Below are 19,085 nucleotides of genomic sequence, written 5' to 3'. Positions count from 1 at the left end.
TGCCCGTAAAGACCCGATTGGTGAGAGTTGATAATCAGTGAGGGATGAAGAAAAGCCTTACTGATGGACGTTTCACTTTATTGTATGAGAAGTGGAAGGGAATCTTTTGTAAAAAGTACGTAAAAGTATAGAGGTTATGTAAAAATTTTTTGATAAATATGACAATTAGAACAGGAAGGCAGGAATCTTTTTTATTAATAGAGAATAATACTACAATCCACTTGCTGGAAAGAACAAACCAAAAAGAGGTGACGGAAATGCTTGCGATGGGTGTATTGTTCGGAATTATAGTAATTTGTGGTTTCATATGGTTATATTATTCGCGGTCATTTAAACAAGCAGAAGTGTTACTTTTTCAAAAAGGAAGTTTGTTGACAAGTCAATCCAGATACTTAGTATGTCCAAAGTGTGGAAGTGCACAGGCCAGAAGTGGAGGGTATCAAGAATGTTGCAAAATTAGGTTATGAAAGGAGAAAGCCTCACAAAATTATGTGAGGCTTTCTTAAAATTTTGTGGCACTCCAAATAGTCCAACGATCTTGTTCAATAATCGGAGCTATATTGTTTAGTTTAGAGTGAATGTGATGGAGTAATTGAGAAAGTTCATTGTCTGTTAATTCGTATAAAATGGATCGGCCTGTGCGTGGTGATAAATCTTGTAATAATGTTTCAATAGAATCATGGATTTTTCGCACTTCCCACATTGTTTGAAGGGGAAGTGGATACATGCCGTTTTGTGCGATTAGTTGTTGTATGTGCGTTGCTTTTGGTCTTCGCTTTTCCTCTATTTGAATGAGTTTAGGATAGATGGAGAAGAAATACCCACGAATATGTTCTGGGCTTCCAGGAATTGTACAATCTTCAATGGTACGATCTTGAAGAATGAGCATTCCATTTTTCTTTAAGATACGTGAGGCCTCTTGTAAAAATTTCGGGATGTCTTGTAAATGATGGATAACAGCACGAGAAACCACAATATCAAAAGTTTCATTAGCAAATGGCATATGGTGGGCATCACCATGAATAAATGAGATGTTTGGGACGGAAGCGCAATTTTCTGTTGCCGCTTGCAACATTTTTTTTGAGAAATCGAAGCCGATGACTTTGCTAGCTCTCATAAGAGCCAGTTCTTTCGTATAAATACCACCACCGCAGCCGATATCAATTATGTTTTTACCACTTACATCAATTATATTTTGAATCATTTCACACCAAGAGGAATCTGCTTTTCGCGTGGCGTAGGTGTACTTATTATGAGCATCATGAAAATTAATGGACATGTGAAAACCTCCCTTCGTATTTAGTATATCTTATTTCATCATACATAACGTTTTTGTTTCATTTTCAAGAACAATAAGCTTTTCTTATTGTTCTAGATAGGAGGGAAAAAGTTGAAAAGAAAATGGATGTTTTTCTTACTATTTTTTTTATTAGCATCGTGTAGTCAAGTTGAACAAAAAAAGGAGAAAAAACAAGTAGAAGAGACGGTGAATCCTATGCAGGAAAGTATACAAGTAACAATTATACAAAAAGGAAATCTTGAAAAGGTTTTAAAGCAAGAGGAAGCAAAGAAAGTGGTAGATATTATTAATAAAGCTGAGAAACAACAAATAACAGGGGGTTTTGGAGAACCAGAGTACGAAATCCAAATTGAGAAAAACGGAAAGAAGAAAATATATCGTGCATGGCTAAGAGGGGAATCTCGCCAAGGGTGGCTGCAGGATGAAAAAGAGACGTATATGCTTACAAAATCTGATACAGAGCAACTTTTATCTATACTTCCAGGTGCTACTGAGCAACAAAATGATGATACAAAAGTGAACGCTTTAATAGAAGTGACAAAAAAGGACATGCAAATTACTGCTTTTCATATTAAAACAGATGAGAAAAAAATAAAATACACAGTATTTTATACAATCTCGGATTCTTTATATAAAACTTTAGAAAAAGAAGGGGAGTATTATTTTCAATTGATCTTTCCTGAAAAAATGCAACAGGTAGTCGGAAAGAAAATGAGTGAAACTATTGCAGGAGAAAAAGTTAGAGAAGGATATAAACAATATGAAGTGAATCTTACTGTACCTATAGAGGGGGCATCAACTTCCCAGTTAAAAGCATTAGAAACTTATTATGATCATTATGATTTACAAGTATTGAATCATAAAAAAGAAAAAGTAGGTACGTTTCAAAATATTATTCAAATTGTAAAAGAGTATGGTGAAAAAATGAATTTGCAAAGATAGTCAAAAACTTTCCTAGGAAATGATAATAGAGTGAACCTAAAAGGTTCACTCTATTATTTTGTTTTGGTAGACGGCTCATTTAACGATTTTCGTGTAATAAGATAGGAAATCATAAGAGCAGAAAGAATAATAAGAATAATAAAGAGATGCTTTGGTAACAAATCTAATAGTAAGACATAGCCAACTGTATAAAAGATTAATGCCGAAGCTAAAAAAGAAAGGGCACTAATCATGAAAGATTGTAATCTCATTTTTGTCTACCTCCTTTCGTTATTAGTTTTGGCTAAAATTGGATGAAATAAACGTCATTTTTAATAATTGAACACGCTCTACAAAAAAAGAAATAAGCTATCCAAAATTTTGGTTAGCTTATTTCTTTTTTGGAAAAATATAAAGGTGTATATTTAATTCGTTAGTTTAGTAACAAATAGCGGGATAAATCTAAATCGTTCATATATTTTTCACAAAAACACCATGTTTATAGTGATTAAAATCACAACCTTCCATTTTGGCTTCGTTTACAATAACAATAGACAAGGAAATAGAGGAGTGGGATACAATGTTAAGTGAAAAAACAATGGAAATTGTAAAATCAACAGTACCATTATTACAAGAAAAAGGTGTTGAAATTACGACACGCTTTTATCAAATTATGTTCTCGGAACATCCAGAATTATTAAATATTTTCAACCATACAAATCAGAAAAAAGGAAGACAGCAACAGGCTTTAGCAAGCGCAGTGTATGCAGCAGCAACGTATATTGATAATTTAGAAGTTATTATTCCTGTTGTAAAACAAATTGCTCATAAACATAGAAGTTTAGGAATTAAAGCTGAACACTATCCAATTGTAGGGAAATGTTTACTACAAGCAATTAAAGAGGTTGCAGAAGCACCACAAGAAGTGTTAGATGCTTGGGGAGAAGCGTATGGTGTAATTGCTGATGCATTTATTAGTGTCGAAGCAGGAATGTATGAAGAGGCAGCGGAAAAAGAAGGTGGATGGAAAGATTTCCGTAACTTTATCGTTGTAAAAAAAGAGAAAGAGAGCGACGTAATCACATCATTTTATTTAAAACCAGAAGATGGAGGGAAGCTATCTTCATTCTTACCTGGTCAATATGTAACGATCCAATTAAATATAGAGGGTGAAACATATACACATAATCGTCAATACAGCTTATCAGATGCTTCTGGCAAAGACTATTATCGTATTAGTGTAAAACGAGAAACAGCTACAGAGACACCGGATGGAAAGATATCTAATTATTTACATGATCACATCCAAGAAGGAGATATTCTTCCATTAAGTGCACCAGCAGGAGATTTCGTATTAGATATGGATTCAAACTTACCGGTTGTGTTAATCAGTGGCGGTGTTGGTATTACGCCGATGATGAGTATGTTAAATACATTAATTGAGCAAGCTTCAAATCGTAAGGTATACTTTATTCACGCAGCATTAAATAGCAATGTGCATGCGATGAAAGAGTATGTACAGCAAGTAGCGAGCGACTATGAACAAGTAGAAGCATACACTTGTTACTCTTCGCCAACAGAACAAGACCTACAAATGAAAAACTTTGATAAAGAAGGTTTTATTGATTTAGATTGGCTGCAATCTATCATTCCTACGTCTGAAGCAGAATTTTACTTCTGTGGCCCGGTACCATTTATGAAGCATATTAATGCGGCTTTAGTAGAATGGGGAGTTTCACCTGAACACATTCATTATGAATTTTTCGGACCGGCAGCAAGCTTATCATAAGGCAAACAAAAAAAACGAGGTGTTAGTTTACCTCGTTTTTTGTTTGTTCTCGTAACAAGCGATTTACTGTTTCACGGCGTACACCGATAAGTTGGCCAATTTCTGTTTGTGTTAATATTTCATAAATGGGAATTTCTCCTAAATAGAGTGCGAACCACTCTTGTAGACGGTGGAGACGTTCTTTTGGAGAAACAGTTGTTAATTGATCGATTCGTTGCTGCATCATTCGCAATTTCGTTTGTAGTTGCATGGCGATGTCAGCATATAATTCTGGATTCTCCTGTAGTTTTTCGTACCATGTATTACATACAATGGGCTGGACCTCTGTCTTAATTAAAGCGATGGCTGTACCATGATATTCTTTCGGTGAAATTAAAGAATGGTGAGGAATTGTCTCACCAGGAACGATAATATTAAATAAAAATGGCGTTCCGTCTTCTTGTAACCGAACGACCTTTAATAGACCAGTTTTAATAAAATATAAAGGTCCTTCTTCACCTTGACGAAATAGTATATCCCCTTTATGTAGAATCAATGTTAGCACCCCATTATTTAGTTCTATTAGTTTATTGTAAGTGATATACATATAAATTTAAATACAAAAGGTGATGTATATATCCATTTTGATTTTCCAATATATAAATCGTTGCTATGAAGAACAAAATGTGACTGCACTCGTTTTTCTCTTTGCTTTCACTTGGTATGGGGCAAGAAGAGGGGCTGATTGCTTCTATGCATAGTCGGATGATCTCTCTCACTTACAAAGAAAGGTTTTATGTCAGTTTTTCAATTTGTATTTATATTGTTATAAACAGCAATTTTATTGACGAAACGTATGCTATTACAGTAGTATACTATTTAGTGTGTAATAGTACTAGCAATGAATACGCTGTAGGGGGTTTAGTATATTGTTAGATGCGAAAATGACTGATATGAAAATTCCAGCTAATGCTGTCATACATGTGGAAGAGATGAAAGGTGGAGTCGTTCTATCAGTTGAAATAGATGGTCAAATTATTTATACAATGGCTTATGACGAAGAAACGGATAGCTACGCTGAATTGTATGATAGAAATGATAAACGAGCACGTCAAGTCCATGAAGATTTTATGGGGTGGTCACTCCTTCACTAAAAGATGTCAATATGACATCTTTTTTTTGTTGAATCGATTGATTATACGAATTTATGTAATAAATAGATAAAGTTTGTAATAATTGATTTTGCATTGTTAGCATATTGTAAAGGCAAAGTGTCTTTTTTTTCGCTATCATAGGGGTAACAGCCCAGCTATAGGAGTGTGATCACCATGGACAAATTACATGTTTCAAATTTGATGTTGTTGTGTGTGTGTACAGTATTATGTTTTATTTTAGGGATGTTTTTGTATTCCTGCGTATGAAAAAACGCATTCTAAAAAGAACGCGTTAGAGGAAAGAACTGATAATCAGTTTGGTTCCAAGAATAATTAATGTGATACGCAATAAATTGATAATCGCATTACCGCTTAATTTTGTATTAATGTAAGCTCCGATTTTCCCGCCAATCCAAGCGCCAGGAATAAGAATCAATGCATAAATCCAGCTTACATTGCCAAGAGAAATATGAGTCAAAGAACTTACAATTGCTGATAAAAAGACAATAAACATTGAAGTTGCAACAGCAATTTGTGCAGGGAATGCAAAAAGAAGCATCATTGCTGGAACGAGCAATACACCGCCACCAATTCCAAATAATCCAGATATGAAACCAACTACAAATGCGATAATAATCGAAAGAAACGGTGGGAATTGATAATAAACGGTTTTACCTTCAGAATCCGTGAAAGATCGTTTAATAACAGTTGCATTTGAGAGGGAAAGAGGTTTCAATTTATCACGTAACAAGAGAAGGATAGATACAAAAATAAGGAAAATTCCAAAATATAAAGAGAAAGAATCCTGATTCAAAAATTTGTTTGCCCACGATCCAATAATCCCTCCAGGACCGCTCCCTATAAATAAAATAAGTCCACTTTTATAATCTACTCGCTTATGTTTCATATAAGTAAGAGTAGAGGAGAGACCAGTGAAAACTACGGTCACAATTGATGTTCCAACTGCGAGTTGTGGTGATAAACTATGCAGTCCAATTAGTAAAGGGACGATGATAATTCCTCCGCCAAGTCCTACTAGGCTTCCGACTGTTCCTGCGATTAATCCAATGAAAAGTAACATGATATATTCCAAAATTGCCAACTCCTCTGTATAACTAATCCAACATTCATTATACACACTTTTTGAAAAGAAATAAGATTGTTCACAAAAAAGTCGTCTTCCTAGAAAAATAAGGAAGACGACTTTTGATTAGAAAATTAAATGTAATAGATAATAGAATAGAGCAGCTAATGAAGCTGAAATTGGAAGTGTAATCACCCAGGTAATTAACATGCGCTTTGCAGTTCCCCATTTTACACCTTTTACACGATGTGAAGCACCTACCCCTAAAATAGAAGAAGAGATAACGTGCGTTGTACTAACTGGTAAATGAATAAATGTTGCTCCGAAAATGACAAGAGATGATGATAAATCAGCAGCTACACCGTTTACAGGACGAATTTTCATAATTTGTCCCCCAACAGTTTTAATAATTTTCCATCCACCGACAGAAGTACCAAGACCCATTGCAAGAGCACATGAGAATTGAACCCATAAAGGAATATCTCCAGAATTATGAAGGCCATTTGTCATTAATGCCATTGTAATAATACCCATTGCTTTTTGAGCATCGTTTGTACCATGTGTATAAGCTTGTAGTGCTGCGGTAAACACTTGGAATAAACGGAAGTTTTGATTCGTTTTCGTTAAATTAAAGTTTTTAAAGACAACTTTAAAAATACTATACACGATAAAACCAATAACAAATGCAACGATTGGTGAAATAATTAAAGCTTCAATAATTTTAATAAATCCTTTGAAATTAATTGCACTTAGACCAGCAGCAGCAATTGCAGCACCTGCGATTGCACCAATAATTGCATGCGAAGAACTACTTGGGATTCCATAGTACCAAGTAATTAAGTTCCAAACAATTGCAGCAAGCAGAGCGGCTAAAATAACATATGATCCATGTTCTAAAGCAAAAGGATCAACAATGTCTTTTGTAATTGTTTTTGCTACACCTGTAAATGTCATTGCACCTAAAAAGTTCATAATAGCTGCCATGATAATGGCTTGTCGTGGCTTCAAAGCTTTGGTAGAAACAGCTGTCGCAATGGCGTTCGCTGTGTCATGGAATCCATTAATAAAGTCGAAAGCTAAAGCACAAATGACTATTAAAACAGTTAAAATCAAGACTGTATCCATGATCAAACTCCTTACGCGTTCTTCATAATAATTGTTTCTAATACGTTTGCAACGCTTTGACAGCTATCAGCAACTTCTTCTAGCTCTTCATAAATCTCTTTGAATTGAATGATCTTGATCGGATCTTTTTCACGAGAGAATAAATGTTTAATGGCGTGACGACGAATATCATCACACTGTGATTCGTAATCCTTAATTTTAATTGCATTTGTGCGAATGTCCACTAATTTCTTATTCGACATAAGTTCAACGGAATTTGCAATTTCAATCGCACATTGATTAATTGCCTCCACAAATTTAATCATGTATTCATCTGCCTCTGTAATAGAATACATTTCGAATAAACCTGCACTGTGGTCTAATCCGTCTAGTACATCATCCATGCTCATTGCAAGTTGCAGGATGTCTTCACGTTCAATAGGAGTAATAAACGCTTTGTTTAGCTCCATAATGATTTCATGAATAAATGAATCACCTTTTGACTCATATTCTTTCATGCGCATAGAAAATTCTTTTAAATCGCTAGCATTTTTAATTTTATACTCCACGAAAAATTGCGCGCCTTCTTTTAAATTTTCAGAAACATTCATTAACATTTCAGAAAATTTATCTTTTTTAGATTTAAATACCATTATTGTTACCCCCACGAAAAGTAATATATGTAAAATATATTGGCTAGTCAATTCTAACAAAAAACTGTCGGTTTTTAAAACATTTTATCGAAAAGTTTACAAAAACTTAACATAATACATATTGATGCATTAATAATATTAATAACGACTAATGAATATCTTACTTGTAGAATGTCCTTTTCTTGCAAAAAGTATGAATGAGAAAGAAATACTTTACACTTGAAGAACTATTACGTTATTATAATAAATTCAAAAGGAGGGAGTTTCTTCCTTTTCCTGATGAAAGTGTAAATAAATGAAGGAAGTGAATAAATGAAATTGAACAACACTCATTTCAAGAAAATGCTTGAGTGGTTCAACAAGAGGAAGAAATTGCGCAATATATTATTAATTTTTGGCGGTTTTTTCGTTACCCTATTTATTGCGGTAAATATAATGATCTCCATTCAAGACATATCTGCATTAAAACAGGCTGTTCCGCAGCCAACACTTATTTATGATACAAATAAAGAAGTGGCAGCAAAGCTATCTTCTTCCAAGGCGGAAGGTATTAAAAGAAAAGATATTCCCGATATTATGATTCAAGCGGTTGTAGCAGTAGAGGACAAAGAGTTTTTTAGTCATCATGGTATTGACTATAGTGGGATTATGAGTGCCCTATTAAAAAATATTACGGCGGGAGAAGTAGTTGCTGGTGGCAGTACAATTACACAACAGCTTGCGAAAAATGTATTTTTAACACAAGAACGTACATTTTCACGGAAGTTTAAAGAGTATTTTTTGACGAAGAAGATAGAGCGTACGTATACAAAAGATGAAATTATTGAAATGTATATGAATCAAATTTATTTTGGTGAAGGAGCTTGGGGGATAAAAAAAGCAGCGAAATCATATTTCGATAAAGAAGTAAAAGATTTAACAATAGCAGAAGCTGCGACAATAGCAGGATTAATTAAGGCACCATCAACCTATTCACCATATAAAAATTTTAATAAGTCAATTGAAAGACGGAATGTTGTTTTAGCACTAATGAAAGAGCAAGGGTATATTACAGAAAATCAATACAAGAAAGAGCAAGAGACAGGCCTTGCATTACGACGAGGTGTTGATGATAAGTATAAAGGAAAATATTCGCAGTATGTGGATTATATTGTACGTGAGGCAATGGAGAAATATGAATTGACGCAAAATGAAATTTTAGCTGGTGGATATCGTATTTATACAGAACTTGATCCGAAAAAACAACAAGCAGTAGAAGATGTTGTGAATAATGATAATTATTTCCAAGGGAGTAACGCTGATCAGCTTATGCAAACGGGCGTTGTTTTGATGGACCCGAAAACTGGTGGTGTACCCGCACTAGTCGGCGGGAGGGGGACGTATCAATTTTTGCAATTTAACCATGCAACGCAATTAAAAAGGCAACCTGGTTCAACCCTAAAACCTTTTGCCGTATATGTACCAGCATTAGAACAAGGATATGAAGTGTATGATGTTTTAAAAGATGAGCCGCTTAATATAAAAGATTATGCGCCCCAAAATAGTGATCATGCTTTTCATGGTGATGTTACAATGTATGAAGCGATTGCTAAGTCCTATAATGTACCAGCTGTTTGGTTGTTAGAACAAATTGGATTGGAAAAAGGTTTGAAGTCATTAGAGCGTTTTGGTATCCCACTACAAGCAGAAGACCGTACTCTTCCTATTGCTTTAGGGGGAATGCATACTGGAACTTCTCCGTTTGTAATGGCTCAAGCTTATGCTACTTTTGCTAACGATGGTGTACAAGTTGAAGGGCATGCAATCCGGGAAATACAGAATGCTGAGGGAGAAACAGTTGGGAAATGGTATAAAAAAGAAACCCGTGTAACGAGTGAGAAAGTTGCTCAAAAAATGACGTACTTATTAAAGGGTGTTGTTGAAAAAGGAACGGGTGAAAAAGCAAAGGTGAAAAATATTGATACTGCTGGAAAAACGGGAACCACTCAGCTTGTGGATGGTCCAAGCAGCGGAGCGAAAGATTCTTGGTTTGTTGGCTATACACCGGATTTAGTGGGAGCTATTTGGATAGGATATGATAAAACAGACAGTGAGCATTATGTGCCAGGTGGTAGTCAAATTACAACGACAATGTTTCGAGATATTATGAAAAAAGCTGATGAAAACCCTAGTCAAAAAGCATTTCAATTATCACTTATATCAGAGGCTGACTATTCGAAACAATTAAAGACAATTGAAGAAGAAAAGAGAAGAAAAGAAGAAGAGAAAAAGCGTCAAGAAGAAGAAAAACAGAGAAGAGAACAACAAAAAGAATGGATTGATAAAGTAAAAGAGTGGATTCCATTTTTGTAAAAATAAAAAGAGGCGAATGATTATATTCGTCTCTTTTTTTATGAAGGGAAAAAAATTTTTAGCAGGTGTATTATTGTTCATTGAGACGAATGATTACGTTGGAATGGGATTGTGAAGTGTAAATAATGGAAATTGTTCCTTTGCTAATTGGCTCATAAGGTAGGTCTTCTTCGTATTTTCCAATATTTTTATTGTGAATGGATAATGTAATTTCATCGATTTTCTGATTTTTATATTGTTCTTTAATTTTTTTAGCAATCTGATTCAGGTCATGATGGGAAGCAGCTTTTGTAATAATCATTCCTTTGATAACTTTTTTTTCTTTAGATGAGGAAGAAGATAGAGGGACTGTATTTTGTTTTGCATATAGTAGCTCATATGGAGCTATATTGCTGTTTTCTGCTGCTTTTGATGTAGCCGTATATTCTAAAGTTAAAAAGAATGCTGAGCATAAAAATATACATGACATAAGGGAAATCCAAAAGCGTATTGACAATAAGACGTTCATTTTCATCCCTCTTTCATATCATTGTCTTCTTTATCTATCATACAAAATAAGCGTTAAGCTAGAGTAAATTTGAAGTAAAGAAACGTAAAGAAGGAAATCAAATATTTAAGATGAGATGAATAGCATCTAGTTATTCCTTATTGTGTATGTATGTTAGATTTGGAATGGAGGAAGAGACAGCAGTTAGAAAAGTGAAAAAAGAAACAGGAATAGACATCGAACGAATTAAGCTTTGTGGCATTTCTCATGAAAGAGGAATAGATAATACATATTGATTAGGGGAATGGATTGGCGGAGAGCTAATGACGTGTGCTGAAAGTTTACAAATCGCATATTTTGAATATATTTATTTGATTATATCAGTGGGGCTTCATCCCCACTGATTATTTTTAGGGAGATGCTATAAGCCAGCCCCTTTTTGTGCTAATGGAATTGAGATGATAAATGTTGTTCCGTTTTCATTACTAGAAACTTTTAAAGTTCCATTGTGATTTTGAATGATTTTTCTTGTTACTGATAATCCGAGTCCAGTTCCTGCATCTTTTGTAGAGAAGAATGGATCAAATATATAGTCTTGAATCGCTGGAGGAATACCAGTTCCATTGTCTTGGAAAGTAATGCGAGCAAAATTATCCAAACGATGACTAGTGATTTGAATGGACAAAGGTTTATCGCTTTTTGCATCCACAGCATTTTGAAATAAGTTTAGGAAAACTTGAACGAGCTCATGTCGATCAATATTCACTAATATGTCTTCTAAATCGGAGGATAAATTATATTCAATAGAAATGTTATGCAAAAATACTTCACTAGCTAGTAGCTGTTGGATATATTCACGTAAAAAAGTATTGATGGGAAATGGTTCTCTTTTAAATTCGTGTGCTTTTGAAATAGATAAAAATTTCGTGATGATACTATTGGCACGATCTAATTCAGGAATGAGTAAATTTTGAAAAAGCTCTTTATTAGAAGGTGAAACACTTTCTTGTAAAAATTGTAAATAACCGCGTACTGTTGTAAGTGGATTACGAACTTCATGTGCAATTCCAGCTGCAATTCGACCCGCTAATGCAAGTTTTTCAGCATCACGTTCGGTATTTAAATAATGAAAGACACTAATCACACGGAAGATCTCTCCATTATAGTCACGAATAATTCGGTTATTAGAAATTCCATAATTTGTATCTAACACTTCTTCGTTATAAATTTCTTTTCCGCTTCTTAATGTTTCTAATGCCTTAATTTTTTCTTCAGGTAGGTTTAATAACTGTTGAATCGGTTTGCCGATGATATCGCTCCGTGATATTCCCAAATCATCTACTGCAGATTGATTACATAATGTAATGATGCCTTTATTGTCAATAAAGGTGACATGATGCGAAAATGCATCAAAAATATGAACAAAGTGCTTTTCAAGTTGCTCAAATAGAAATAAGGAATCGCAAGTTAGTACAAGGTTTGATTCTCTCTCTTGCTTTGGTATGCGATTGATGGAATGAGAAGTCCCTTTTTTATGTAACTGTAAACCTAGTTGTGAGTTTTTATATGTAAAATGATGTGGTAGTTGATTCACCAACTGCTCATAAAACTGTACTTTTCTTTCTAATTCTTTTATTTGCTTTTCATGAGATAAAGTAGTATCCTCTTGAATCATAAATAAATAACTCCTCAATTTAAAAATTCTTCCATCTAGTATATCATATTTTATAAAGATGCTCTTGAAGAAGATTGAAACTTTGTTAATTAGGTGTGTACGGATTTATAGAAATGGGATAAGGAGGAGAAAAGGTGATTTCTATTGGATTAACAGGATGGGGAGATCATGATTCTTTATATGCAGATTCCTATGAAAATAGAAATAAATTGCGAACATATAGTGAGTATTTCCCTATTGTTGAAGTAGATAGTTCATTTTATGCTATGCAACCGGTTCGAAATTATATGAAATGGGCGGGGGAAACGCCAAAAAATTTTTCGTTTGTTGTTAAAGCGTATCAAGGGATGACGGGACATATGCAAGGAGAGATTCCATTTTCAAATATTGATGAGATGTTTGAAATATTTAAACAATCGATTATTCCGCTTCAAGAAGCGCATAAATTAAAGGCGATATTATTCCAATATCCACCTTGGTTTGATTGTCAGAAGAAAAATGTAGATTTACTTCGTTATACAAAAGAAAAGATGGAAGGCTTACCATGTGCCATAGAGTTCCGAAATCAAACGTGGTTTCATCCTAGTATGCATGATAAAACGTTGCAATTTTTAGAACAGGAAGAATGGATTCATACGATCTGTGATGAACCACAAGCTGGCATTGGTTCTGTTCCACTTGTATTAGAAGCAACTCATCCTGAAATGGCACTGATACGCTTTCATGGTCGTAATATTCATGGATGGCTTGATAAAGGAGAAAATTGGCGAGCAGTTCGCTGCTTATATCGTTATAATAAACAAGAGCTAGAAGAATGGACAGAGCGATTACATACATTGCAGAAAAAGACAAAAAACATATATGTACTATTTAATAATAATTCAGGCGGGGATGCTGCTGATAATGCAAAACAACTCATGGAGATGATGCATATTACATACGGCGAACCAAAACCGGAGCAACTCAATTTATTTGAATAAACGCAAAAAAGAAAAACACTGTACAAACAGGGGGAATGTACAGTGTTTTTCTATATGAAAAAGAGGGGTAACAATGTTACTGAGCGTTTGGTTGATTCATCAATTGTTGGCTTCTTAATAAATGATAATGGTTATCATTATCGTTGTCAATATTTTTTCGTAAATAAAATAAAAAACTTGATGTTTATGTGGAAATCGTGTGAAAAAATCACTTTCTATTCGGACGCATATTTGTGCAAAGTGTGGAACGGTATTAGACAGGGATCATAATGCAAGTCTAAACATTTTGCGAAAAGGGTTAGAACAATTACTTGTGAGAACGACTGAAGACTGAAACTGTAGGGCAAGGTTGTGTCCAAACAGTATAAACGACGCCTGTGGAGAGTATGTAAGACTGCTTGGATTCTCAAGCAGCAACACTCTATGAAACAGGAAGCCCCTTCTTCAAACGACTCGTAAGAGTGTTAAGGAGGGGTCATTCACTTGAAAGTGGTAAACAAGCTGAAGAAATATTAAGGAATCAACGTGCAGACGTAATAGCAATCGGAAGGCCTTTATTAGTAAATCCATTTTGGAGCGTCAACGCATCGAAAAGTTTAAAAGTTGAAATAGATGGTCCTGGTGTATATAAGAAGTATTGGTACGCTTAATGTGTATTTAAAACAAAGCTTAACCGTTTGCAATAAAGTTGTATGGTTTATAAAAAAGAACAGCGATTAGCGCTGTTCCTTTTTTATTACATATTGTTGTAAATCAAAAGGAGTGATTTCTTGAATAAACTCCTTCGAGATAAGTGATTGAACGAGTGTACTTTCTGAGATTGTAGCACCTGTTTTCTTTTGATAAGCCTGTTTTAATAAACCAAGTTTTTCTGCTATTTCTTTTGGTAATTCAATTGTTAATGTGTTCATAATTTCTCCCCCTTGTTATTAGAGTACCACTACAATATAGGAGAAACAAGAAAAGAGAATATGAAACATAAAAAAGGTTACCAAGTTTAAAGTTGGTAACCTTTTTTATGTATAAGAACCATGGCTGTTTTTTATGCAATACCGATATATTTTAAAGTTTTTGATGGGGTACTATGATCAAAGAAGTGTTGTAAAAATGCAATATCAACACCAGATTTATATGCACAATATCCCCAAGTTTTTCGAAGTGTATGTGAGCTAATCCCTTCTAAACCAACTTCTTTTGCAGCTTTGTTTAAAATATACCATGCATGCTGTCTTGTAATGGATTTTGTTCCTTTTTGAGACTTTAATAATGGTTCATTTCGTTTCCATGTTTTACGTTCTCTCATATAATCTTCGATTGCATGCTGTAAGTCTTCGTTTACAGCGAACCATTTATGTTTTTTAACTTTTTCATTGTAAAATAAAATGGAGTGACGAACAGTTTCATTCTCATCGATGACATCACCAACTTTTAATTGTAAAATCTCGCTTACTTTTAGACCGGAATTTACAGCTAATACGAATAATAAGCCATCACGTTTCGAAGATTGTAAAAGTATATTTTTGATTTTTTCTAATTGTTTTTCGTTTTGAATAGGTTGTCCTGCTTGTTTCATTTCACGCACTCTCCTCTTTTATATGTGTAAAGGAAAGGATTAACTTGCTTACTACTATAAAGGGAGAGTGTGAATTTCATGTGAACTCCTCGTGAAATTAAGACAAATTATTTGACTTCTTTTATTTTTTGTAAATCAAAATAAAAGACGACACTATCATTGGTATTATATACACCATATTTGGCATGGTGTAGTTCCAAAATGTTTTTTACAATTGATAAACCAAGTCCAGTTCCTCCAGTATGGCGGCTACGGGAAGCGTCTAGACGATAGAAGCGATCCCATATCTTTTGTAAACTTTCCTCTGGGATTGGATTACCGGTATTCTCAATTTCCACTTTTACTTTTTCTTCATTTTCTATAACACGAATACGAATTTCTTTACCATCAGGTGTATAGCGAATTGCATTGCTGAGTAAATTCACAACAACTTGCTCAATGCGATTGCGATTCGCTTCAACGTATATAGAGGGATTTGCATCGATTTCTACTTGTAATTGTTTTTCTTCCATACTAAATAATAACTTCGTATACACTTGTTGGACAAGTTCACCAAGTGAAAAAGTACTCATTTCTAGTTTATACGTGCCAGATTCTAGTTTTGCTAATTCTAGCATTTCGACGATGAGTCGATTCATGTTTTCTGTTTCTTCTAAGATAACATCCGTATAGTATGTGTTATCTTTGCTGACGCCATCTTTAATACCTTCTGCAAAGCTTCTAATAACACTCAGTGGTGTTTTTAATTCATGAGATACGCCAGAAATAAATTCTTTTCTAGTTTTTTCTAATTGGCGTTCTCGTTCGATATCTTGCTGTAATTTTGTATTCGCAATGTTTAATCGATCTATGCGATCTTTTAAGTTTACTGATAATGTATTAATACTACTAGATAAACCGCCAATTTCATCATCTACTGAAACCGGTAATTTTTCAGTGAAATCAAAATTAGCCATTTTTTTTGTGACTCGGTTCATTTTAATAAGCGGTTTAACAATGATTTTTGAATAATAAAAGGATAATAAAATAATGACGAGAAATACGACAATTAAGGCATAAACGTAATAATCTTTTAAAACGAGCATTGCTTCATTAACAGGTTGTAAGGAGGTCATCGCAAAAGCAAATTCTTTAATTTTACCGTTTTCGATAACTGGCTTTACAAAAACTTGACTTTTTCCATTCTCCTCTTCTCCGATTGTAAATGTTGTCAATTCATTTGAATTTGTTTTACCTAGCATTACAGATAGTTCCCAATGCTGAATTCCTTGTAATGTCTCTAAATTATTTGCGAGACGAAGGTCGTTTTTGGAAGGAAGGTGTATTTTGGATACAACCCCTTCAAATGTATGGGCGCCAAGTCTTGTGTCTTTTGCATATTTATTTTTCTTAGCGTTTGTCCAATCAATATTGAATAATTTAAAGTCAGAAATGATGTTATCATTTTTCCATGTATTATAACGAGTCGCAATCGTAACAGGTATAATTACATCTTTTTTTAAAATTCCATCTATGGAAATAAAATCATTACTTTTTAACTGTAAATTCATAAACTTCGTATATTCATCGATTGTTAAAATATTGTTGAGTGGAATGGAATACGATTTATTTGATTTATCCACAATCTCAATATAGTAATTATTTTCATCTTTTATAATTCCATTTGGATCTAATAAAACGACGTCAGCGTTTGTTTTTTCGTGAAATTCTTGTTTGAGCTTTCTTATTTCCTCAAATGTTCCCTCACTCTTTTCATAACTTGATAAAAATTTTTCAAAGGCAGTTTGGACAGTTTGAACCTTCTTATTAATATAAAATGTTTCTAAAAACAATGATTGCCCAACGAAAAAAAGGAGGAAGGTAACAGTAAATAATGTTGATGTTAATAAAAATAGTTTAAAGACAATGCTTCTTTTTTTCACTTCTTCACCTCATAAAAGAATACTCGCATAAATATTTTCTCTATTATAACAAACGATAAAAGAAAGTAGATGCTGAAAATCTGTCTCTATCTGGAATAGTTTTTTATTAAAAGTCATATAAAGTAATTATTTGATTTAGAAAACAATAAAAAGAACTCGCCAGACGTATGACAAGTTCTTTTGTGTATTATTGTTGAATTGCCGCGTCTAAAGCGATTTCAATCATTTCATTAAATGTAGTTTGACGCTCTTCAGATGTTGTTTCTTCTCCAGTGAAGATGTGGTCACTTACTGTTAATACAGATAATGCATTTACACCGTATTTCGCTGCTAATGTATAAAGAGCAGTTGTTTCCATTTCTACAGCTAACACACCGTATTCACCAAGTTTTTTCACCATGTCCATGCTTTCACGGTAGAATACATCTGCTGTTAAAACATTACCAACACGAACATGTAATCCTTTTTCTGTTCCTGCATCATATGCTTTCTTTAAAAGATCAAAGTTTGCAGCTGGTGCAAAATCAAATCCAGGGAATGTTAAACGGTTCATATTAGAGTCTGTACAAGCCGTCATTGCAATAATTACGTCACGTACTTTTACATCTTTTTGAATCGCGCCACATGTACCTACGCGAATTAAGTTTTTCACTCCATAGCTTTGGATTAATTCGTTAACATAGATAGAAATAGAAGGAACACCCATGCCTGTCCCTTGAACAGAGACACGTTTTCCTTTATAAGTTCCAGTGAATCCTAACATACCACGTACATTGTTATAGCAAGTTACATCTTCTAAAAATGTTTCTGCAATATATTTTGCACGTAGTGGATCACCAGGTAGTAAAATAGATTCAGCAATTTCACCTTGTTTTGCTTCAATATGAACGCTCATAAAAATCCTCCTTGTTATGTATAGATATAAATCAACATCACCTGCATTATACACTAGGAATCCTACCAATTAAAATCTTTTTCTTATTTGTAGTATATGCAAGATTCAACGTTTTCAATAGGTTGTTATTTATTACATAGCGGGTTTTTGTAAAAAAGAAATATATAAATACAAGTTGAAAAACCGATATAAACCTTTTCTTTTTAGGGGGGAGAGAGCATCCGACCATGCATAGAAGCGGTCAGACCCTCTTCCTGCCCCATGCCAAGTAAAAACAAAGAGAGAAAACGAGTGCGGGTCACCTTTTATTCTTCATAGCAACTACTTATATGTTGGAAAATCAAAATGGACATATGTAGAAAGAAGGTGTAGCAATGTTCTTTTTATAGGTACAATAGTCAGAATTATGTTACAATTTATAAAAAAAGTATGGCAGGTGATTGTTTGAAAAATCTTGTCATTGGGCTAATTGCGTTACTATTTATTGTAGCTGGTGGATTTTACATGCAAAAGTATAAAGGAACGACAGAAACAGTAGGGGACATTCGAGAGGTAAAATGGGATATAAAAAATAGAAAGGGAAATGAAAAAATAGATATTACATTTCAACTGTTTAATAAAAATAACAACGAAATTCGTGGAGTTAATGATCGTATTAGAGCTATTATCGTGGACGAGCAGTTAAAGGGAATTCAGCGAATCACTCCTGCATTTGCTGGAAATGGTTCATATAAGCTATCCTCAGGCAAAACGAAAGATAAAGCATATACGATTTTCTTATATGAGGATCATGGTAAAACAGAACAGTTCTTTTCTAGGAAGAATTTTGGGGAAGAGGAAAAAGAGAAGAAACAAAAGAATGTAATAGAAGATACAGTGCTCACCAAAAAAATTGGTGATTACCAAATGTCGCTTTTATTTGGAGCGCTACACCCAAATGAAGCAGCTACATTGACATTTCAGCTGCAAATAAAAAAAGGAGAAAGTGTGAAATTTAATTCCAATACTGGAGAACAAGCGACGCTTTATATAATCGATGAAAAACGAGAACATTTTTTATATGCAGTCCCTGTAAATGAAGAAGAGCAATTGCAATATCGTATTACATTCCCAGAGGAAGGGACGTATAAAATATGGGGAACATTTTATATAAACGGAAAAAAGTATGAAAAAGAGTTTATACTCCAAGTTCAGAAACGAAAAAACAGCTAGTGATG

The 19,085-nt window shown here is 33.9% G+C and carries 20 protein-coding genes and 1 pseudogene; 9 read left to right on the top strand and 12 right to left on the bottom strand.

What is annotated here, in order from left to right:
* Positions 1-257 precede the first annotated feature (257 nt).
* Positions 258-467, top strand: coding sequence for a hypothetical protein (locus tag MHH71_RS08345; protein WP_016114037.1), 210 nt, complete (start codon positions 258-260; stop codon positions 465-467).
* 35 nt (positions 468-502) lie between these two features.
* Here the strand turns inward: MHH71_RS08345 and MHH71_RS08340 are convergent, their stop codons facing one another.
* Positions 503-1,279, bottom strand: a complete 777-nt coding sequence (locus MHH71_RS08340) for a class I SAM-dependent methyltransferase (RefSeq protein WP_018781007.1) — start codon at positions 1,277-1,279, stop codon at positions 503-505.
* 126 nt (positions 1,280-1,405) lie between these two features.
* On the opposite strand from MHH71_RS08340, the gene MHH71_RS08335 reads away from it, so the two are divergent.
* Positions 1,406-2,242, top strand: a complete 837-nt coding sequence (locus tag MHH71_RS08335) for a hypothetical protein (protein ID WP_006094191.1) — start codon at positions 1,406-1,408, stop codon at positions 2,240-2,242.
* Between the two features lie 53 nt (positions 2,243-2,295).
* Here the strand turns inward: MHH71_RS08335 and MHH71_RS08330 are convergent, their stop codons facing one another.
* Positions 2,296-2,493 carry a hypothetical protein gene (locus MHH71_RS08330; RefSeq protein ID WP_016131282.1) on the bottom strand — a complete coding sequence of 66 codons (198 nt, stop codon included), beginning with the start codon at positions 2,491-2,493 and terminating at the stop codon, positions 2,296-2,298.
* Between the two features lie 308 nt (positions 2,494-2,801).
* Here MHH71_RS08330 and hmpA point away from each other — a divergent pair, with 308 nt between their 5' ends.
* Positions 2,802-4,010: an NO-inducible flavohemoprotein gene (gene hmpA, locus MHH71_RS08325; protein ID WP_018781005.1), complete on the top strand. Its 1,209-nt coding sequence runs from the start codon at positions 2,802-2,804 to the stop codon at positions 4,008-4,010.
* 22 nt (positions 4,011-4,032) lie between these two features.
* On the opposite strand, the gene MHH71_RS08320 is transcribed toward hmpA, so the two are convergent.
* Positions 4,033-4,545, bottom strand: coding sequence for a Crp/Fnr family transcriptional regulator (locus tag MHH71_RS08320; protein ID WP_033798759.1), 513 nt, complete (start codon positions 4,543-4,545; stop codon positions 4,033-4,035).
* 373 nt (positions 4,546-4,918) lie between these two features.
* On the opposite strand from MHH71_RS08320, the gene MHH71_RS08315 reads away from it, so the two are divergent.
* The gene (locus tag MHH71_RS08315; RefSeq protein WP_003196257.1) at positions 4,919-5,143 is read left to right on the top strand and encodes a hypothetical protein; all 225 of its coding nucleotides are present in this window, start codon (positions 4,919-4,921) and stop codon (positions 5,141-5,143) included.
* A 292-nt stretch (positions 5,144-5,435) separates the two neighbouring features.
* Here the strand turns inward: MHH71_RS08315 and MHH71_RS08310 are convergent, their stop codons facing one another.
* The 3 genes from MHH71_RS08310 to MHH71_RS08300 all read right to left on the bottom strand — a co-directional run bounded on the left by MHH71_RS08310 (position 5,436) and on the right by MHH71_RS08300 (position 7,984).
* Entirely contained in the window at positions 5,436-6,236 is an 801-nt protein-coding gene (locus tag MHH71_RS08310; RefSeq protein ID WP_018764237.1) for a sulfite exporter TauE/SafE family protein, read from the bottom strand.
* Positions 6,237-6,353: 117 nt separating this feature from the next.
* Positions 6,354-7,352: an inorganic phosphate transporter gene (locus tag MHH71_RS08305; RefSeq protein ID WP_006094199.1), complete on the bottom strand. Its 999-nt coding sequence runs from the start codon at positions 7,350-7,352 to the stop codon at positions 6,354-6,356.
* A gap of 11 nt (positions 7,353-7,363) precedes the next feature.
* Entirely contained in the window at positions 7,364-7,984 is a 621-nt protein-coding gene (locus MHH71_RS08300) for a DUF47 domain-containing protein (RefSeq protein WP_000231447.1), read from the bottom strand.
* 312 nt (positions 7,985-8,296) lie between these two features.
* Between MHH71_RS08300 and MHH71_RS08295 the strand changes: the two genes are divergently transcribed.
* The gene (locus MHH71_RS08295) at positions 8,297-10,336 is read left to right on the top strand and encodes a transglycosylase domain-containing protein (RefSeq protein ID WP_029426973.1); all 2,040 of its coding nucleotides are present in this window, start codon (positions 8,297-8,299) and stop codon (positions 10,334-10,336) included.
* A gap of 70 nt (positions 10,337-10,406) precedes the next feature.
* Here the strand turns inward: MHH71_RS08295 and MHH71_RS08290 are convergent, their stop codons facing one another.
* Both MHH71_RS08290 and MHH71_RS08285 read right to left on the bottom strand, forming a co-directional pair.
* The gene (locus tag MHH71_RS08290; RefSeq protein WP_018764239.1) at positions 10,407-10,844 is read right to left on the bottom strand and encodes a hypothetical protein; all 438 of its coding nucleotides are present in this window, start codon (positions 10,842-10,844) and stop codon (positions 10,407-10,409) included.
* A gap of 400 nt (positions 10,845-11,244) precedes the next feature.
* Positions 11,245-12,498: an ATP-binding protein gene (locus MHH71_RS08285; protein WP_006094211.1), complete on the bottom strand. Its 1,254-nt coding sequence runs from the start codon at positions 12,496-12,498 to the stop codon at positions 11,245-11,247.
* A gap of 134 nt (positions 12,499-12,632) precedes the next feature.
* Here MHH71_RS08285 and MHH71_RS08280 point away from each other — a divergent pair, with 134 nt between their 5' ends.
* From MHH71_RS08280 to MHH71_RS08270, 3 genes and pseudogenes are all read left to right on the top strand, one after another.
* Positions 12,633-13,478 (top strand): DUF72 domain-containing protein, encoded by an 846-nt coding sequence (locus tag MHH71_RS08280; protein ID WP_006094213.1) that lies wholly within the window; start codon positions 12,633-12,635, stop codon positions 13,476-13,478.
* A 187-nt stretch (positions 13,479-13,665) separates the two neighbouring features.
* Positions 13,666-13,812, top strand: a pseudogene (locus MHH71_RS08275) (zinc ribbon domain-containing protein); the annotation flags it as partial.
* A 64-nt stretch (positions 13,813-13,876) separates the two neighbouring features.
* Positions 13,877-14,128 (top strand): hypothetical protein, encoded by a 252-nt coding sequence (locus MHH71_RS08270; protein WP_240516943.1) that lies wholly within the window; start codon positions 13,877-13,879, stop codon positions 14,126-14,128.
* Between the two features lie 66 nt (positions 14,129-14,194).
* Here the strand turns inward: MHH71_RS08270 and MHH71_RS08265 are convergent, their stop codons facing one another.
* From MHH71_RS08265 to deoD, 4 genes are all read right to left on the bottom strand, one after another.
* On the bottom strand, positions 14,195-14,389 hold the full coding sequence (locus MHH71_RS08265) for a DUF3924 family protein (protein WP_003206602.1): 195 nt from the start codon (positions 14,387-14,389) through the stop codon (positions 14,195-14,197).
* Positions 14,390-14,520: 131 nt separating this feature from the next.
* Positions 14,521-15,051, bottom strand: a complete 531-nt coding sequence (locus MHH71_RS08260; protein WP_033798761.1) for a tyrosine-type recombinase/integrase — start codon at positions 15,049-15,051, stop codon at positions 14,521-14,523.
* Positions 15,052-15,158: 107 nt separating this feature from the next.
* Complete coding sequence (locus MHH71_RS08255) at positions 15,159-16,973, bottom strand: sensor histidine kinase (RefSeq protein WP_006094221.1); 1,815 nt, start codon at positions 16,971-16,973, stop codon at positions 15,159-15,161.
* A 187-nt stretch (positions 16,974-17,160) separates the two neighbouring features.
* On the bottom strand, positions 17,161-17,868 hold the full coding sequence (deoD, locus tag MHH71_RS08250) for a purine-nucleoside phosphorylase (RefSeq protein ID WP_000110708.1): 708 nt from the start codon (positions 17,866-17,868) through the stop codon (positions 17,161-17,163).
* 429 nt (positions 17,869-18,297) lie between these two features.
* On the opposite strand from deoD, the gene MHH71_RS08245 reads away from it, so the two are divergent.
* Positions 18,298-19,080, top strand: a complete 783-nt coding sequence (locus MHH71_RS08245; protein ID WP_006094223.1) for a hypothetical protein — start codon at positions 18,298-18,300, stop codon at positions 19,078-19,080.
* Positions 19,081-19,085 lie beyond the last annotated feature (5 nt).

The sequence above is a fragment of the Bacillus sp. FSL H8-0534 genome (genome assembly GCF_038005885.1).
Taxonomy (GTDB): domain Bacteria; phylum Bacillota; class Bacilli; order Bacillales; family Bacillaceae_G; genus Bacillus_A; species Bacillus_A pseudomycoides.
Note: the sequence above shows the minus strand (reverse complement) of the source record. Positions and strands in the feature narration are given on the sequence as shown.

What these genes read in the sequence shown, in the direction of transcription:
- MHH71_RS08345 (WP_016114037.1), top strand. Translation starts at nt 258, where the DNA reads ATGCTTGCGATGGGTGTATTGTTCGGAATTATAGTAATTTGTGGTTTC.
- MHH71_RS08340 (WP_018781007.1), bottom strand. Translation starts at nt 1,279, where the DNA reads ATGTCCATTAATTTTCATGATGCTCATAATAAGTACACCTACGCCACG.
- MHH71_RS08335 (WP_006094191.1), top strand. Translation starts at nt 1,406, where the DNA reads ATGTTTTTCTTACTATTTTTTTTATTAGCATCGTGTAGTCAAGTTGAA.
- MHH71_RS08330 (WP_016131282.1), bottom strand. Translation starts at nt 2,493, where the DNA reads ATGAGATTACAATCTTTCATGATTAGTGCCCTTTCTTTTTTAGCTTCG.
- hmpA (WP_018781005.1), top strand. Translation starts at nt 2,802, where the DNA reads ATGTTAAGTGAAAAAACAATGGAAATTGTAAAATCAACAGTACCATTA.
- MHH71_RS08305 (WP_006094199.1), bottom strand. Translation starts at nt 7,352, where the DNA reads ATGGATACAGTCTTGATTTTAACTGTTTTAATAGTCATTTGTGCTTTA.
- MHH71_RS08300 (WP_000231447.1), bottom strand. Translation starts at nt 7,984, where the DNA reads ATGGTATTTAAATCTAAAAAAGATAAATTTTCTGAAATGTTAATGAAT.
- MHH71_RS08295 (WP_029426973.1), top strand. Translation starts at nt 8,297, where the DNA reads ATGAAATTGAACAACACTCATTTCAAGAAAATGCTTGAGTGGTTCAAC.
- MHH71_RS08290 (WP_018764239.1), bottom strand. Translation starts at nt 10,844, where the DNA reads ATGAACGTCTTATTGTCAATACGCTTTTGGATTTCCCTTATGTCATGT.
- MHH71_RS08285 (WP_006094211.1), bottom strand. Translation starts at nt 12,498, where the DNA reads ATGATTCAAGAGGATACTACTTTATCTCATGAAAAGCAAATAAAAGAA.
- MHH71_RS08265 (WP_003206602.1), bottom strand. Translation starts at nt 14,389, where the DNA reads ATGAACACATTAACAATTGAATTACCAAAAGAAATAGCAGAAAAACTT.
- MHH71_RS08260 (WP_033798761.1), bottom strand. Translation starts at nt 15,051, where the DNA reads ATGAAACAAGCAGGACAACCTATTCAAAACGAAAAACAATTAGAAAAA.
- deoD (WP_000110708.1), bottom strand. Translation starts at nt 17,868, where the DNA reads ATGAGCGTTCATATTGAAGCAAAACAAGGTGAAATTGCTGAATCTATT.
- MHH71_RS08245 (WP_006094223.1), top strand. Translation starts at nt 18,298, where the DNA reads ATGGCAGGTGATTGTTTGAAAAATCTTGTCATTGGGCTAATTGCGTTA.